Source organism: Streptomyces sp. NPDC001231 (assembly GCF_042896885.1).
In the GTDB taxonomy this organism is placed as follows: Bacteria; Actinomycetota; Actinomycetes; order Streptomycetales; family Streptomycetaceae; genus Streptomyces.
This window is the reverse complement of the sequence record NZ_JBIAXS010000018.1, coordinates 123,011-137,649: the sequence shown is the minus strand read 5'-3', so window position 1 is coordinate 137,649 and position 14,639 is coordinate 123,011. Positions and strand designations below refer to the sequence as shown.

Genomic DNA, 14,639 nt, shown 5'->3' with positions numbered 1-14,639 from the left:
GGTATCCTGCTACCGCTTCTGGCGCCAACTTCCAACCGTCACACGACAGCTCGCAACTGTTCGTCCAAGATCGTCGCCGCCTTGGTGATGCTCCCGGGCATGAGGTGCCTGTACGTGCGGTAGGTGACCTGGATCGACGTGTGCCCCATCCATTCCGCCACGTCTGTGATGGGGATGCCGTTGCCCAGCGCGTTGGACGCGAAGAAGTGCCTGAAGCTGTACATTCCGACGCCTTCCGCCGGCGGGAGGGCCGTGAACAGCTTCAACACCCGGTAACGCTCGTTCGGTTCGCTGAAGGGCCCCTTCGGCCCCCTCAAGAGGTACCCGTCCTCCGTTGTCCCGTGCTCTTTCGCGAATCGTTCGATGGCGTCCTTGACCGTGCGCGGCAGGGGCACCTCTCGGAATTCGCCTTCCTTGCGGTGCTTGAGCTTCGCCAGCTGGTGCGTGCTGGAGTGCACCTGCTCGGTCACCCGGTACACGTCGTCCGCGACGATGTTGTTCACGTTCACCGCACGTGCCTCGCCGTTGCGGAGTCCGCAGCCGACCATCAGGACTATCTCCAGCGCCAGCTTGTAGTCGGCCACCTGGATCGCTCTTGCGATGTACTCGGCGTCAGGGATGGCTACCCGCTGTGGGGCGTACTCGGGTTTCTGCACTCCGCGAAGAGGATTGTCAGCAATGGCCCCCTTCTCGAACGCATCCCGGAGGAGAGCTGACAGGGCCCTGTAGACGTTCAACTGGTGTCCACGGCCCACCCCCTCCGCCTCCAAGTGATCGAGGAAGTCCTCCACCACGGTCGGTGTCACCGCATTCAGCTTCCGCGATCCGATCACCGGGTTGATCTGTGCCCTGAAGTGGCTCGCCAGGGTTTTCGCGGTCGAGTATTCGGTTATCTTGCGCTGCCGAGGCAACCACGTCTGGGCGTACTCCTCTATCGTCTGCTGCCCCAGTTCGCGTCGTGCCTCCGCCACCGAGGGAGACGTCTTCTTCCGGTCGGCGTACAGCTCCGTCAGCCTTTCGACTGCCGCGTCCTGGGTCCGATACCCGGTTTCCTCTCGCTGTTTTCCCCGAGCGTCGCGGAACCGGATGGTGTAGGCGTGCGGGCAACGGCTGGGCTTGGAGCAGTCACAGGGCTTGAAGAAGGAGCCCATGCCGCGGGCGAGCTGACGGGCCAAGGAGCGACACCTTCCGGAGGACGAGTGAACCAGCGGACCTGGTCCTGCTGACGCGCCCCGCGGTCAGCAAGGCAGGGACTCCCGCTCGCCACTTGCTGGCTACTTACTGACCAGGGCTCAGCAATCATGCCTGTGACCTGCATTGATGTCCATCCTTCAGATCTTCGGCAACACAATCGAGAATCGCATGGGCCACGTGCGGTTCCTGCTGTTCTACGCGGTCTGCGGGTACGCGGCCGCATACGGTTTTGCTCTCACGAACTCCTCCTCCAGCACTCCCCTGATCGGCGCCTCGGGAGCCGTCGCCGGCGTCCTCGGCGCCTACCTGGTGCTCTACCCGAGGGCGCGGGTCTGGATCCTCGTCCCCTTCCTCCTCTTCCTGCCGCTGCGGCTGCCGGCCTGGATCGTGCTGGGCTTCTGGTTCGTACTGCAGGCGTTCTACTCCTCCGGCGAGGCCGTCGCCGAGGCGGGCACCGTGGCGTACCTGGCCCACGTGGTCGGCTTCGTCGCGGGCATGCTGCTCGCCTGGCCCCTCAAGCCGGGCACTCCCCCACCCCCCGAACCGGGCGGCATCCTCTTCGGACGGCAGGCGCGACGGACCTGGTAGGGCCACACGCCAAGAGCCAGGCAGCCCAAGGAAACCTGAATGATTTTACACAAGCAACGTTTGCATTCCCGGGCCGGCTGTCGGTTGTTGAACTATTCAACCACCTGCATGTTTTGCCGGATTCTTGAGCCTCTAGCAGGGCTCACGCTGACCCATTGCCGACTCCCCTGACGCCTTGCCAGGCGAGGAGCACCTCCACAAGGGTCACATCGAGCACCATCCATCACGGCTCGGAGTGGAGGCCCCCAGGGGTTCACAGCCGAGCTCGACAGAACCCCCGGCACCCCACGCCGGAGAGGCCGCATCACGAGGCGTCGCGGAACGTTCCACCTGGGGTGTTGCGCTGATCGATTGAGTCCACCCCCATCCCGTACACCTCGCACAGGATTCCCAGGGCGAGGGTGTCGGAGATGCCAACGGCCCACTTGTTGACCGTGTTGGACGCGGCTGGGAGCCACCGCGATCGCGTCAACGGGCGGCAGTGGGCGATTCTCGCCCTCGCCTGAACAGATCTGCGCCCCGATCCAGCGGCCAATACAGCAGCGGCGAACGAGGTCACCACGAGGAACGTGGACAGAGCCGCGTAGCTACCGAGTGCACGCGCAAGTGCTGAACCGCTCCTTCGCCGACGACAAGATCTTCTTCGCCTTCGACAGCGAAGTCGCGGAGATCAAGGAGAGCACCGGCATGCTGTCTGGTGGGGTCCTGCGTGACGTCTTCACCGGCGCCACCCGCGACCTGGACGTCATCAGCCTGTTCATCGCCATCGGCCACGACCCGCGCACGGAGCTGTTCAAGGCGCAACTCGCCTGGAAGACGACGGTTACCTCAAGGTCGCCTCGCCCTCGACGCAGACGAACATCCCGGAAGTCTTCGCCGCAGGGGGCATCGTCGACCACACCTACCGCCAGGCCATCACCGCCGCCGGTGCTTTCGGCCTGGCATCAGCGCGCCGCCGTCCAGGTCTTCCACCCGGATCGCTGGCCGTGCCCTTGATCAGCGAGTCACGCCGAGCGTGGCGTCCTCCGAGCGGTCCGCGTCCGTGGCGTCGCTGAGCCCGAGGCGCAGGTGCTCGATGTGATAGACGGCCTGGTCGAGGAGTTCGGCGACGTGGTTGTCGTAGAGCGCGTAGATCACCGAGCGGCCCTGGCGGCGGCCGACGACCAGGCCGAGGTTGCGCAGGAGGCGCAGCTGGTGCGAGCAGGCGGACTGTTCCATGCCGACCTCGGTGGCGAGTTCGGTGGCGGCGCAGGGGCCTTCCCGCAGGCGGGAGAGGATCAGCAACCGGGAGGGGGTGGCCAGGGCCTGGAGGGTGGTGGCCACCCGGGCGGCGCTGTCCGCGTCCAGGCGAGTGTGCGGGACGGGGTCTTTGGCGGGAGCTGCTCCATGGCCCATGACTGCCATCATACAAGTGACACTTGAACAGCTCTTCATATGTACCTGTATGGTGATTGAGTCGTTCCGTCCCGCCCTCCCGAAGGGTTCTTCGTCATGTCCTCCACCCTGACCGAGCGGCCCGCGCCCGCCGCGACCGCACGCCCGGATGCCGCTCCGCGGCGACGGACCCGGGTCTTCGCGCTGCCCGAGGTCCGCTGGGCCGCAGCGGCCACGGCGCTGTTCCTGCTCTCACTCCCGCTGCAGCTGACCGGCGCGCCCGCCTGGTCCTGGGGCGTGCTGTACGCGCTCGCCTACGCCGCCGGCGGCTGGGAGCCCGCGCTGGCCGGACTGCGGGCGCTGCGGGAGAAGACCCTCGACGTCGACCTGCTGATGATCGTGGCCGCGCTGGGTGCGGCGGCCGTGGGCCAGGTGATGGACGGCGCCCTGCTGATTGTCATCTTCGCCACCTCCGGCGCCTTGGAGGCCCTGGCCACCGCGCGCACCGCCGACTCGGTGCGCGGCCTGCTCGACCTGGCTCCGGCCACCGCGACCCGGCTGCGCGCCGACGGCACCGAGGAGACCGTGCCCACCGCCGATCTCGCCGTCGGCGACACGGTCCTGGTGCGGCCCGGCGAGCGGATCGGCGCCGACGGCCGGGTGCTGGGCGGGGCGAGCGAGGTGGACCAGGCCACCATCACCGGCGAACCGCTGCCCGTCGCGAAGGAACCCGGCGACGAGGTGTTCGCCGGCACCCTCAACGGCACCGGCGCACTCCACATCGAGGTCGAGCGGGACGCCTCCGACTCGGTGATCGCCCGGATCGTGCAGATGGTCGAAGAGGCGTCCGAGACCAAGGCGCCGACCCAGTTGTTCATCGAGAAGGTCGAACAGCGCTACTCGATCGGCATGGTGGCGGCCACGCTGGCCGTGTTCGCGGTGCCGCTCGCGTTCGGCGCCGCGCTGACCGACTCGCTGCTGCGGGCCATGACCTTCATGATCGTCGCCTCGCCGTGCGCGGTGGTGCTGGCGACCATGCCGCCGCTGCTGTCCGCGATCGCGAATGCCGGGCGGCACGGGGTGCTGGTGAAGTCCGCCGTGGTGATGGAGCGCCTGGGCCAGGTCGACGCGGTCGCCCTGGACAAGACCGGCACGCTCACCGAGGGCACCCCGCGCGTGACCGACATCCGGCCACTGCCCGGCTCCGGCCTGAACGAGGAGGAGTTGCTGATCCTGGCAGCGGCGGCCGAACACCCCAGCGAGCACCCGCTGGCCCGCGCCGTCGTGGACGCCGCCCGCGCCCGTGGTCTCGCCCTGCCCGTCGCGGAGGACTTCACCTCCACCCCTGGCATCGGAGTCACCGCCACCGTCGATGGCCGCAAGATCGCGGTCGGCGCCCCCGCCCGGCTGCTGTCCGGCGCCGAGGACGCGCACACCGCCGCCGAGCTGGAGGATGGCGGGCGCACCGCGGTCCTGGTGGTGGCCGACGGCGCGCCGACCGGAGTCCTGGGCATCGCCGACCGGCTGCGGCCGGACGCCGCCGCCACCGTTGCCTCCCTCGCCGCACTCACCGGCACCGCGCCGACGCTGGTCACCGGCGACAATCCCCGCGCCGCCGCCCGCCTGGCCGCCGAGGTCGGCATCACCGACGTCCGAGCCGGACTGCTCCCGCAGGACAAGGTGGCCGCGGTCAGGGAACAGGAGCAGGCCGGCCGCAAGGTCCTGGTCGTCGGCGACGGCGTCAACGACGCACCCGCCCTGGCCGCAGCCCACACCGGCATCGCCATGGGCCGGACCGGCTCCGACCTGGCCCTGGAAACCGCCGACGCGGTGATCGTCCGCGATGAACTGGCCACCGTGCCCGCCGTGGTGGCCCTCTCCCGCCGGGCCCGCCGCCTGGTCGTGCAGAACCTGGTCATCGCCGCCGTGTTCATCTCCGGCCTGGTCGTCTGGGACCTGGCCGCCACCCTCCCCCTGCCCCTCGGCGTCCTCGGCCACGAGGGCTCGACCGTCATCGTCGGCCTCAACGGCCTGCGGCTGCTGCGCGAGGCCGCCTGGACCCGGGCCCGCGCGGAGGGCCGCCGCTGATCCGCTGCGCCCACGGCCCGCCGCACCAGTCGCCGGTGCGGCGGGCCGTTGCCGTCCGACCGCTTCGACGGCGCTGCTGACGCGGGAGACGCGACCCGACACCACATGACCGGCACTTCATATGGACATGGATTTCGTTTTCATCTACCGTGAACGGTGCCGACACCGCACGAGCCACAGGGGGTGATGTGCCATGGGCGGCCGGATGACACGGCAGCGCAGGGCGGTCATGCGCGCACTCGCGGGCTGCCAGGACTTCGTGTCGGCCCAGGAGTTGTACGCCCTTCTGGTGGCCGGCGACCACGCGATCGGCCTGACCACCGTCTACCGCGTCCTACGTGAGCTGGAGGCGGACGGCGGCGTGGACGTCGTCCGCGACGAGCGGAGCGCAGCCGGAGCGAATGGGGGCACCTCCCGTGCCCGAAGGGCTACGGGGGAGGGTGGGCGGCTCTACCGGCTACGCCCCGCCGACGGGCACCGCCACTACCTGATGTGCCGCGACTGCGGCCGCAGCCGGCCGGTGGACTCCGAGGTCGTCGAGGAGTGGGCGGGCCGGATCGCCGCCGACACCGGTTTCGCCGCGGTGGAGCACACCGTCGAACTCACCGGCGTCTGCGCCGACTGTCTGCCCCGCACAGACGGATGCCGGCCGTCCGGGGACGAAGGAGAAGCACCGCCATGCCACTGGGATCGCGCCCCGGACCCGCGGGGCCGAGTCCGCAGCTGCGCGAGCTGAAGAAAACCGTACGTGTGCTGCTCGGACTCGACGCGGACACCGCCGTCATGGTCCGCCGGCTCGCCTGCACCGAACCAGGCTGTCCGCCGCTGCAGACGGTCGTCGCCGTGCTGCCGATGGAGGGCGAGGCCCGCCGCCGGCCCCTGCACCGTCCCGCCTACCAGATCACCGAGGACGACCTGCGAACCGCCCTGCTCGCCCCTGAACAACACGACCAGGAGATTGACTTGACCACCGAACCTCGCGACCTGGGGGCGCCCCCGGTCGAGCGAAGCCGAGGCTGGGGGCGGGTCGCCGTCGCCTCCGGCCGTTGCGGGCTGGTACTCGACGCGGAGGGAGGCGAGTCGTGGCGCACGGAGCCCGCCGCGTCCACCGTCACCGCATTCGCCTGGCGGCCGGGTGCCGCCGGGCACCTCGCCAGCGGCGCGGATGGGACCGCAGCGCTGTGGTACGCCACGGCCGGGCGGCCGCAGGCGTGCCTGCGGCCGGTGCGCGAACTGGACGGCACCGGTGCGGCGGTCGCGGCGCCGGCCTGGGCAGGCCCCCACCTGCTGGCCGTCGCCCGGCGGGACGGCCGGATCCGGACGTACGGCGTGCCGTCCCGGACCGCGGTGTGAACCGGTCCGTGATCCGGGCGTCCGTTCCCCGGCCCTGCACCCTCGTCGTGTGCCGGGGCTGCTGCTGCGGCAACCAGCGCAAGCACCCCGGCACCGACCACGCCTGGCAACTGGACCGGCTGCGCGCCGACGCGGCGCGACACGGCTTCCAGGTCCGTACGACGGACTGCCTCGGCCCCTGCGACCAGGCGAACGTCATCGTCGTACAGCCGTCGACGTCCGGGCGCCGGGCCGGGGGCCGTGCCGTCTGGGTGGGCTTCGCGATGGACGACGACTGCACCGACGACCTGCTGCGCTGGGCCGCGGAGGGCGGACCCGGTATCGCCGAACCGCCGGCCACTCTGGCGCTCCAGTTCATCCGCCCACCGCGCGGGGCCCGCGCCCGTGCACGCCGATGACATCGACGCCGGTGGCCGCGACGTCCTCGCGGCCACCCGGCTCGACGAGGCCACCGCCGCTTCCGTCGCCACGACGCTCCAGGCCCTGGCCACACCGTCCCGCCTGCTGATCCTCACCGCTCTGCGGCAGCGCCCGTACCCGGTCGGCGAACTCGCCGCCGTCGTCGGCATGGAACAGTCCGCCGCCTCCCACCAACTGCGCCTGCTGCGCGCCCTCGGCCTGGTCACCGGCCGCCGCGACGGCCGCCGCGTCGTCTACAGCCTCTACGACGACCACGTCGCCCAGCTCCTCGACCAGGCCGTCCACCACATCGAGCACCTGCGCCTCGGGGTACGCGACCTCGACTGACAGTGAGGGGTGTCCCAGCCGTCGCGACACCCCCTCCCATATGCCTGAATTGCCCTATATTGACTTGACGACGCACGGCCTGCGACAGCAGCACCCACAGGCCGCCGAACGGCACCCCCAGGAGCAGCGCATGGCCACCGCCGCCGAACATCGCACCCACGACGACCACACCCACACCCACGGCGAGGGATGCGGACACGTCGCCGTCCCGCACGGCGATCACACCGACTACGTGCACGACGGGCACCTCCACAAGTCCCACGACGGCCACGTCGACGAGTGCGTGACCGCCGGCCACACCACCCACGAGAACCACGACCACCAGCACGGCGAGGGATGCGGACACGTGGCCGTGCCCCACGAGGACCACGTCGACTACGTGCACGAGGGCCACCGCCACGCGGCCCATGAAGGGCACTGGGACGACCACTGACGCAACCGAAGTCGTTGTCGCATGATGATGCACGCGTGCGACAACGGCTTCCCCTTCCCCAGCGCCATCGACGGACGAGCCGACAGGGGCGCTGCAAGCGGCCAGTGCCCCCAAGGGCACTGGCCTCACCCGTCCGCCCCCGGCATCGTCCGCGAGCTGCCGAAGGACGGAAAGCGTGTCCGCGAACCGTGAGCACCCTCGGGGCGAGCCAGCCGCCGATCTTCCAGCCCCGCACACCTCCCGCATCGCGATGGACGCCATCCGGCACACCCAGGAGCAGCCCACCGGTTGAGCGCCGGACCCTCGAGAGCACCGGGCACGTCGACGTCATACGGGACAGGACCGGCGAACCACTCGATCACCCGGCCGGCCGACAGGCACCGGAACTGTCTTCGTACCGGCTTTGCGGCCTCAGCCTCGCCGCGGAGGCTAAAGCTGTCCAGCGCTGGGCCGACGGCGTGGCGACGACCGGATTCACCGAGGCCGAGCACATCGCGGAGGTCACGGGGATCCCGACCACTGCCGACAGGAGCCGGACCGCGCGCATCACAGCCCTGGCGAGCACGTCAACAATTGGCAACGATTTTCATATACAACAGATCCAGCATGGTTTTGGTATTCGTTTTCATCTAGCGTGATGTGTGCCCGGTCCGGCACCGGGCGGTCCCACGCGTGTGAAAACACCGTTCCCACCTGTCATGGAGGAACCATGCCCCCGTCCCCGTCCCGTTGCCTGGCGCTGATAACCGGCGCCGCCTCCCTGGCCCTTCTGGCAGGCTGCGGCAGTTCATCGGGCTCCGGAAGCGACGGGAGCGCCCAGAGTCCAGCGTCCTCGTCCGCCGTCCCGGTGGTCGCCTCGACGAACGTGTACGGCGACATCGCCCGGCAGATCGGCGGCGACCACGTCGAGGTCACCTCGGTCATCAGCGATCCCAGCCAGGACCCGCACTCCTACGAGGCCAACACCCAGAACCAGTTGGCCCTGTCCAAGGCGAAGGTCGTCATCGAGAACGGCGGCGGCTACGACGACTTCATCGCCAAGATGCTGAAGAGCGGCGGCAACTCCTCCGCCGAGGTGATCAACGCCGTCAAGGTCTCCGGCAGGACCGCCCCCAAGGGCGGTGAGCTCAACGAGCACGTCTGGTACGACTTCCCCAGCGTCGCCAAGATCGCCGACAGCATCGCCTCCGCCCTGGGCAAGGCCGACCCCGCGAACGCCGCCGCCTTCACCAAGAACGCGGACACCTTCAAGGCGAAGCTGAAGCCGCTGGAGGCCAAGGAAGCGCAGATCAAGAAGGAGCACGGCGGCGATGCGGTGGCCATCACCGAGCCCGTGCCGCTGTACGTGATCGAGGCGAGCGGCCTGGTCAACAAGACGCCCGCGGAGTTCAGCGAGGCCATCGAGGAGGGCGACGACGTCTCTCCGAAGATCCTGCAGGAGACCCTGGCGCTGTTCACCGGCAAGCAGGTCAAGGCGCTGGTCTACAACGAGCAGACCTCCGGCCCCCAGACGGACAAGGTCGAGCAGGCGTCCAGGGCGGCAGGCATCCCCGTGGTTCCCGTGACCGAGACCCTGCCGAAGGGCAAGGACTACCTCGGCTGGATGACCGCCAACGTCGACGCGCTCGCGAGCGCGCTGGACAAGTGAGGCGGCCGGGCATGACCTCCGTGCCCCGAGCCCGGCAAGGCCGGCGCATGGACGGCGCCGCGGCGATCAGTCTGCGCGGCGCCGCCCTGTCCTACGGCAACCGCACGGTGTGGAGCGGTCTCGAACTCGACGTGCACCCGGGCGAGTTCGTGGCTGTGCTCGGACCGAACGGCGCGGGCAAGACCAGCTTCGTCCGGGCCCTGCTGGGCCGGCAGCCGCTGTCCGCCGGGACCTTGACCGTCTTCGGCCGGCCACCCCGCGCGGCCAGTCGGGACATCGGCTATGTCCCCCAGCAGGCCGCCCTGTCCGCGCAGTCGATGCTGCGGGCCCGCGATCTCGTCCGCTTCGGCATCGACGGACACCGCTTCGGCCCGCGACTGCGCACCGGCGCCGTTCGCCGCCGGGTGGACGAGATCCTCGAGTCGGTCGGGGCGTCGGCGTATGCCGATGTCCCGCTCGGCCTGCTGTCCGGCGGCGAACGCCGGCGCGTCCGCATCGCGCAGGCACTGGCCACCGACCCGCGGATCCTGCTGTGCGACGAACCACTGCTCTCCCTCGACCTGCACCACCAGCGGGCCGTCACCGGACTCGTGGACGCCCGGCGCCGTTCCCACGGCACGGCGGTGGTCTTCGTGACCCACGAGATCAACCCGGTGCTCGGTCTGGTGGACCGGGTGCTGTACCTGGCCGGCGGCGGCCACCGGGTCGGCACCCCCGAGCAGGTCCTGACCTCCGAGTCGCTCTCCGAGTTGTACGGCACGCGGGTCGACGTCGTCCGCGTCCACGGCCGGGTCGTGGTCGTGGGAGCGCCCGACGAGCCGGCCACACCTCCCCCTCACACCCACGAGACCCGCGAGACCGACGGAGTCCGCCCATGACGCTCGCCGACGGGATCTGGCACCAGATCTTCAGCTTCGACAACTACGGCGAACTGCTCACGCTGGTGCGCAACTCGCTCATCGCCGGTGCGGCGCTCGGCCTGGTCGGCGGCCTGGCCGGTGTCTTCGTCATCATGCGCGACCTGCCCTTCGCCGTGCACGGCATCAGCGAACTGTCCTTCGCAGGCGCCTCGGCCGCGCTCCTGCTGGGGACGAACATCGTGGCGGGCTCGATCACCGGCTCGCTCCTCGCGGCCGGCGCGATCGGCGTCCTGGGAGCGCGGGCCCGGGACCGCAACTCGGTGATCGGCATCCTCATGCCGTTCGGCCTGGGCCTGGGCGTGCTCTTCCTCGCCCTCTACAAGGGCCGGGCGGCCAACAAGTTCGGTCTCCTCACCGGCCAGATCGTCGCCGTGGACACCCCGCAGACGACCTGGCTGCTCGGCACCTCCGCCGTCGTACTCATCGTCCTCGCGGCCATATGGCGGCCGCTTGCCTTCGCCAGCGCCGACCCCGACGTCGCCGAGGCGCGCGGGGTGCCGGTGCGGGGCCTGTCGATCGCCTTCATGCTCGTGCTCGGACTCGCCATCGCCCTGTCGGTGCAGGTCGTCGGCGCGCTGCTGGTCCTCACCCTCGTCGTCACTCCCGCAGCGGCCGCCGCCCGCGTCACCGCCTCCCCCGTACTGCTACCACTGCTCAGCACCGTCTTCGCAGTGATCTCCATCGAGGGCGGCATTCTCCTCGCCCTGGGCAGCAGCATCCCCATCAGCCCGTACGTCACGACGATCTCGTTCACGATCTACGCCGTCTGCCGCTTGATCGGCAAGTACCGCACCCGCCGTCCGGGAGCCAGGAGGCCGACCCCGCAATCCGCCTGAACGGCGGGAGCGCCAGCCGGCCGACGGGGTGAGTGCGCCCGCAAGCACGCTTGCCGCCCACCCCCTCGAAGCTCGACGCCTCAACACCAAGTAGTAATGGCATTCATTTTCATGTAACTTCTACATGCTCACCGATCCAGGAGGAACCCCATGGCCGTGCCCAAGCGCAAGATGTCCCGCAGCAACACCCGCCACCGCCGCGCCCAGTGGAAGGCGGCCACGCCGACGCTCGTCCCGATCACCGTCGACGGCGTCTCGTACCTGGTGCCCCAGCGGCTGGTGAAGGCGTACGAGCGCGGGCTGCTGCGGCCCGAGGGCTGAGCGTTCATGCCTTCCGACCGTCTGCCCGTCACCGTCCTGTCCGGATTCCTCGGTGCGGGCAAGACCACCCTCCTCAACCACATCCTCGGCAACCGCGAGGGGCTGCGCGTCGCGGTCATCGTCAACGACATGAGCGAGGTCAACATCGACGCCGCCCTGGTGCGCGGCGGCGAGGCCGCGCTGTCGCGCACCGAGGAACGCCTGGTCGAGATGACCAACGGCTGCATCTGCTGCACCCTGCGCGACGACCTGCTTCAGGAGGTCGACCGGCTGGCCCGCGAGGGCCGCTTCGACTACCTGCTCATCGAGTCGTCCGGCATCTCCGAACCCATGCCGGTGGCCGCGACCTTCGCCTTCGCCCGCGACGACGGCGCCACCCTCGGCGAGGTCGCCCGCCCGGACACCATGGTCACGGTCGTCGACGCCGCGGGCTTCCTGCCCGAGCTGACCGGCGGCGACGAGCTCGTCGAGCGCGGCCTGGACCAGTACGAGGACGATGAACGCACCGTCAGCGACCTGCTGATGGACCAGGTGGAGTTCGCCGACGTCATCGTGCTCAACAAGCTCGACCTCGTCGACGAGGAGTCGGCGGACCGGCTGCGGGCGACGCTCAGCCGCCTCAATCCGGCCGCGCGCGTCGTCCCGGCCGTCCACGGCCGCGTGCGGGCCGGCGACGTACTGGGCACCGGGCTGTTCGACCTGGAACGCGCCCAGCAGGCCCCCGGCTGGGTGAGGGAGCTCAACGGCGACCACGTCCCCGAGACGGAGGAGTACGGGATCTCCTCGACCGTCTTCCGCGCCGAACTGCCGTTCCACCCCGGCCGGCTGTGGACGTTCGTGACCAAAGAGCTCGACAGCGGCGCGTACGGGCAGATCCTGCGCTCCAAGGGGTTCTTCACGCTGGCCAGCCGCCCGCAGGTGACGGGCCTGTGGTCACAGGCCGGCTCCGTCGCACGCTTCGAGCCCTCCGCCGCCCGCGACACCGACAGCCCCGACGGCCAGGAACTGGTCTTCATCGGCACGCACCTGCACGCGGACGCACTGCACGCGGCACTGACCGACTGCCTCATGGCCGACGGCGAGAGTCTGCCGCCCGTCGACCCGTTCCCCGCCTGGGACACCTACGGCATCGACGACACCTGCGAGCACGAGCATCCCGAACCCGTGGCGGGCGTCTGAGGACCCCGGGCCGGGCGGTGGACGCAGCCACGGCGCCGCCCGGCCCGGCAGCCGCTCGGTCACCCAAGATGCCCGGGCGGCAGTTGAAGCGCGCGACGTGCCGGGAGCAACCCTGGGCGTACTGCCGCCCTCACGTCGTGACATCCCCGGTTCGCCATCATCGCCCCGGCGGGCGGCCGGGACGCCGCGCACCGCTTCGCGGACCCACCAGCCGTCGGGCGGCCTTCCCCTGCTCACCGGGTGAGCACTCGGGAAAACGCCCCGCCCGCACGGGAGAGTTCGTCCCATGTGCCGGTCTCCGCGATCCGGCCGTTCTCCAGGACCGCGATCCGGTCCGCTCGCTGCACGGTCGTCGGCCGGTGAGCGATCACCACCGTCGTACGCCCCCGGGACGCGGCCGCGAGCGCCGCGGACAGCTCCGCGTCCCCCGCCGTGTCCAGGTGGGCCGTTGTTTCGTCCATAACGAGGACCCGTGGGTTCGTCAGCAGCGCCCGCGCCAGGGCGATGCGGGAGCGCTGCCCGCCGGAGAGTGTCGCGCCGCGCTCGCCGACCTGTGTGTCGTATCCGTCGGGCAGGGCCTTGGCGATCCGGTCGACGCCGCAGACACGAGCGGCCGCGTGCAGCTCGTCTTCGGTCGCGTCCGGGCGGGCCAGGCGGAGGTTGTCGGCGAGCGTGCCGTGGAAGAGCGGCGTGTCCTGGCCGACGACCGAGACGGTACGGCGCAGTTCCTCCTCCGCGAGCTCCCGTATGTCGACGGGCGAGCCACCGGCCCCGACCAGCTCGACGGAGCCCTGCGTCGGATCCCAGAAGCGCGCCAGCAGATGCGCGCAGGTGGACTTGCCGGTGCCGGACGCCCCCACCAGTGCGAGGGTCTCGCCGGCGTGGACCGTCAGGTCGAGGCCGTCGAGCACGGACGCCCCGCCGTAGTCGAAGCGAACCCCCCGCATCCGGATGCCCAGGGGCCCGGTCGGCGCCGGGCGGGGCGAGGCGGGCGCGGGTGCCCCCGCCCGGGCACGGATCGCCGCGCCGACGCGGGAGGCCGCCGCGCGCAGCCCGGCCGCCTGGCCGAGCGCGGTGGCGGAGTCGGCGACCGGGGCGAGCACGCCGAGCGCCAGTGCCATGGCCGCCGGTGCCCATGCCCCGCTGAGCGAGTGCGCGGCCGTCCCGACCACCCCGACGACTGCCGCCACCACGAGCAGGTCGCGCACCGCTGCCGCGCCTGCCTCCCACGCGTGCTCGGAGCTCTGTGCCTCCCCCAGCCGCTCGCCCTGCTTGCGCAGACCGGCGCGCCGCTGCTCCAGCGCGCCGAAGGCGAGTAGTTCGCGTAGCCCGTCGACGGTCTCGACCGCCTCTGCGGACAGCTCGGCGGCTGCCCGGCGCGTGCGGGCACCGCGCGTCGCCCGCGCCCGGCCGTCCAGCAGCGGCGCGAGGACTAGCAACCCGGCAGCGGGAACGATCGGGGCCAACAGCCAGGTGTCGACCACGGCCAGCACCGCCGTGCCGGCCGCGAAGACGGTGGCGGAGGCGAGAATCTGGGCGACGGCGTGCGCGTAGAAGAACTCCAGCGCCTCCACATCGGCCAGTGCCGCCGCCGCGAGGTCGCCGCTGCGTCGGCCGGCTATCCGCGCGGGCGCGTTGCGGGCCAGCCCGTCGAAGACCCGTACCCGCAGCTCGGCCAGCACCCGGTACGCCAGGTCGTGCGACAGGTCCATCTCCCGCCAGGTGGCGAGCGACCGCAGCAGGATCAGTGCGATGAGAGCGGTGACGGTGACCGGTGCCGGGACGGAGTGCTCCATGACCGCGGTACCGACGGTGTGCGCGGCAAGCGTCACCAGCGCGACGAGCGCCGCCTGATCGAGGAGCGCCGCACCGAAAGTCCGTGCCGTCATGGCCTTGTGCGCCGCCAGCACCGGCAGCAGGGCTCGCAGGGCACCGCGTTCGGTCCCGGTCGCCATGGT

Annotated in this window: 14 protein-coding genes and 3 pseudogenes; 13 read left to right on the top strand and 4 right to left on the bottom strand. The window is 70.7% G+C overall.

Annotation, left to right across the window (positions count from 1 at the left end; genetic code table 11):
- Positions 1-38: 38 nt before the first annotated feature.
- Positions 39-1,175: a tyrosine-type recombinase/integrase gene (locus tag ACFY3J_RS22570; protein WP_390841601.1), complete on the bottom strand. Its 1,137-nt coding sequence runs from the start codon at positions 1,173-1,175 to the stop codon at positions 39-41.
- 145 nt (positions 1,176-1,320) lie between these two features.
- Here ACFY3J_RS22570 and ACFY3J_RS22565 point away from each other — a divergent pair.
- Positions 1,321-1,782, top strand: a pseudogene (locus ACFY3J_RS22565) (rhomboid family intramembrane serine protease); the annotation flags it as partial.
- A gap of 358 nt (positions 1,783-2,140) precedes the next feature.
- Here ACFY3J_RS22565 and ACFY3J_RS22560 read toward each other — a convergent pair.
- Positions 2,141-2,279, bottom strand: a pseudogene (locus tag ACFY3J_RS22560) (flavoprotein); the annotation flags it as partial.
- A gap of 118 nt (positions 2,280-2,397) precedes the next feature.
- Between ACFY3J_RS22560 and ACFY3J_RS22555 the strand changes: the two are divergent.
- A pseudogene (locus tag ACFY3J_RS22555) lies at positions 2,398-2,837 on the top strand (FAD-dependent oxidoreductase); the annotation flags it as partial.
- Here ACFY3J_RS22555 and ACFY3J_RS22550 read toward each other — a convergent pair.
- Positions 2,779-3,177, bottom strand: a complete 399-nt coding sequence (locus ACFY3J_RS22550) for an ArsR/SmtB family transcription factor (protein WP_390841600.1) — start codon at positions 3,175-3,177, stop codon at positions 2,779-2,781. The pseudogene ACFY3J_RS22555 and the gene ACFY3J_RS22550 overlap by 59 nt on opposite strands.
- Positions 3,178-3,273: 96 nt before the next feature.
- Here ACFY3J_RS22550 and ACFY3J_RS22545 point away from each other — a divergent pair, with 96 nt between their 5' ends.
- The 11 genes from ACFY3J_RS22545 to ACFY3J_RS22495 all read left to right on the top strand — a co-directional run bounded on the left by ACFY3J_RS22545 (position 3,274) and on the right by ACFY3J_RS22495 (position 12,681).
- Positions 3,274-5,244 (top strand): heavy metal translocating P-type ATPase, encoded by a 1,971-nt coding sequence (locus tag ACFY3J_RS22545; protein WP_390841599.1) that lies wholly within the window; start codon positions 3,274-3,276, stop codon positions 5,242-5,244.
- Between the two features lie 193 nt (positions 5,245-5,437).
- Positions 5,438-5,980: a Fur family transcriptional regulator gene (locus ACFY3J_RS22540; RefSeq protein ID WP_390841598.1), complete on the top strand. Its 543-nt coding sequence runs from the start codon at positions 5,438-5,440 to the stop codon at positions 5,978-5,980.
- Positions 5,923-6,597, top strand: a complete 675-nt coding sequence (locus tag ACFY3J_RS22535) for a hypothetical protein (protein WP_390841597.1) — start codon at positions 5,923-5,925, stop codon at positions 6,595-6,597. The genes ACFY3J_RS22540 and ACFY3J_RS22535 overlap by 58 nt, the downstream gene beginning before the upstream one ends.
- On the top strand, positions 6,594-6,995 hold the full coding sequence (locus ACFY3J_RS22530; protein ID WP_390841596.1) for a (2Fe-2S) ferredoxin domain-containing protein: 402 nt from the start codon (positions 6,594-6,596) through the stop codon (positions 6,993-6,995). Before ACFY3J_RS22535 ends, ACFY3J_RS22530 begins: the two co-directional genes overlap by 4 nt.
- Positions 6,982-7,344 carry an ArsR/SmtB family transcription factor gene (locus ACFY3J_RS22525; protein WP_390841595.1) on the top strand — a complete coding sequence of 121 codons (363 nt, stop codon included), beginning with the start codon at positions 6,982-6,984 and terminating at the stop codon, positions 7,342-7,344. The genes ACFY3J_RS22530 and ACFY3J_RS22525 overlap by 14 nt, the downstream gene beginning before the upstream one ends.
- Before the next feature lie 130 nt (positions 7,345-7,474).
- The gene (locus tag ACFY3J_RS22520; protein WP_073948446.1) at positions 7,475-7,777 is read left to right on the top strand and encodes a hypothetical protein; all 303 of its coding nucleotides are present in this window, start codon (positions 7,475-7,477) and stop codon (positions 7,775-7,777) included.
- 709 nt (positions 7,778-8,486) lie between these two features.
- Entirely contained in the window at positions 8,487-9,425 is a 939-nt protein-coding gene (locus ACFY3J_RS22515; RefSeq protein ID WP_390841594.1) for a metal ABC transporter solute-binding protein, Zn/Mn family, read from the top strand.
- Between the two features lie 11 nt (positions 9,426-9,436).
- On the top strand, positions 9,437-10,303 hold the full coding sequence (locus ACFY3J_RS22510; protein ID WP_390841593.1) for a metal ABC transporter ATP-binding protein: 867 nt from the start codon (positions 9,437-9,439) through the stop codon (positions 10,301-10,303).
- A complete protein-coding gene (locus ACFY3J_RS22505) occupies positions 10,300-11,181 on the top strand; it encodes a metal ABC transporter permease (RefSeq protein WP_390841592.1) in 882 nt (293 codons plus the stop codon). Before ACFY3J_RS22510 ends, ACFY3J_RS22505 begins: the two co-directional genes overlap by 4 nt.
- Positions 11,182-11,331: 150 nt before the next feature.
- Entirely contained in the window at positions 11,332-11,502 is a 171-nt protein-coding gene (gene rpmF / locus ACFY3J_RS22500) for a 50S ribosomal protein L32 (protein ID WP_053667044.1), read from the top strand.
- Positions 11,503-11,508: 6 nt separating this feature from the next.
- Positions 11,509-12,681 carry a GTP-binding protein gene (locus tag ACFY3J_RS22495; protein ID WP_390841591.1) on the top strand — a complete coding sequence of 391 codons (1,173 nt, stop codon included), beginning with the start codon at positions 11,509-11,511 and terminating at the stop codon, positions 12,679-12,681.
- A 233-nt stretch (positions 12,682-12,914) separates the two neighbouring features.
- Here the strand turns inward: ACFY3J_RS22495 and ACFY3J_RS22490 are convergent, their stop codons facing one another.
- Positions 12,915-14,636, bottom strand: coding sequence for an ABC transporter ATP-binding protein (locus ACFY3J_RS22490; protein ID WP_390841630.1), 1,722 nt, complete (start codon positions 14,634-14,636; stop codon positions 12,915-12,917).
- Positions 14,637-14,639: the final 3 nt, after the last annotated feature.

Excerpts from the sequence above, each read along its gene's own strand:
- ACFY3J_RS22495 (WP_390841591.1), top strand. The coding sequence starts at position 11,509 with ATGCCTTCCGACCGTCTGCCCGTCACCGTCCTGTCCGGATTCCTCGGT.
- ACFY3J_RS22540 (WP_390841598.1), top strand. The coding sequence starts at position 5,438 with ATGGGCGGCCGGATGACACGGCAGCGCAGGGCGGTCATGCGCGCACTC.
- ACFY3J_RS22545 (WP_390841599.1), top strand. The coding sequence starts at position 3,274 with ATGTCCTCCACCCTGACCGAGCGGCCCGCGCCCGCCGCGACCGCACGC.
- ACFY3J_RS22505 (WP_390841592.1), top strand. The coding sequence starts at position 10,300 with ATGACGCTCGCCGACGGGATCTGGCACCAGATCTTCAGCTTCGACAAC.
- ACFY3J_RS22550 (WP_390841600.1), bottom strand. The coding sequence starts at position 3,177 with ATGGGCCATGGAGCAGCTCCCGCCAAAGACCCCGTCCCGCACACTCGC.
- rpmF (WP_053667044.1), top strand. The coding sequence starts at position 11,332 with ATGGCCGTGCCCAAGCGCAAGATGTCCCGCAGCAACACCCGCCACCGC.
- ACFY3J_RS22535 (WP_390841597.1), top strand. The coding sequence starts at position 5,923 with ATGCCACTGGGATCGCGCCCCGGACCCGCGGGGCCGAGTCCGCAGCTG.
- ACFY3J_RS22510 (WP_390841593.1), top strand. The coding sequence starts at position 9,437 with ATGACCTCCGTGCCCCGAGCCCGGCAAGGCCGGCGCATGGACGGCGCC.
- ACFY3J_RS22490 (WP_390841630.1), bottom strand. The coding sequence starts at position 14,636 with ATGGCGACCGGGACCGAACGCGGTGCCCTGCGAGCCCTGCTGCCGGTG.
- ACFY3J_RS22520 (WP_073948446.1), top strand. The coding sequence starts at position 7,475 with ATGGCCACCGCCGCCGAACATCGCACCCACGACGACCACACCCACACC.
- ACFY3J_RS22515 (WP_390841594.1), top strand. The coding sequence starts at position 8,487 with ATGCCCCCGTCCCCGTCCCGTTGCCTGGCGCTGATAACCGGCGCCGCC.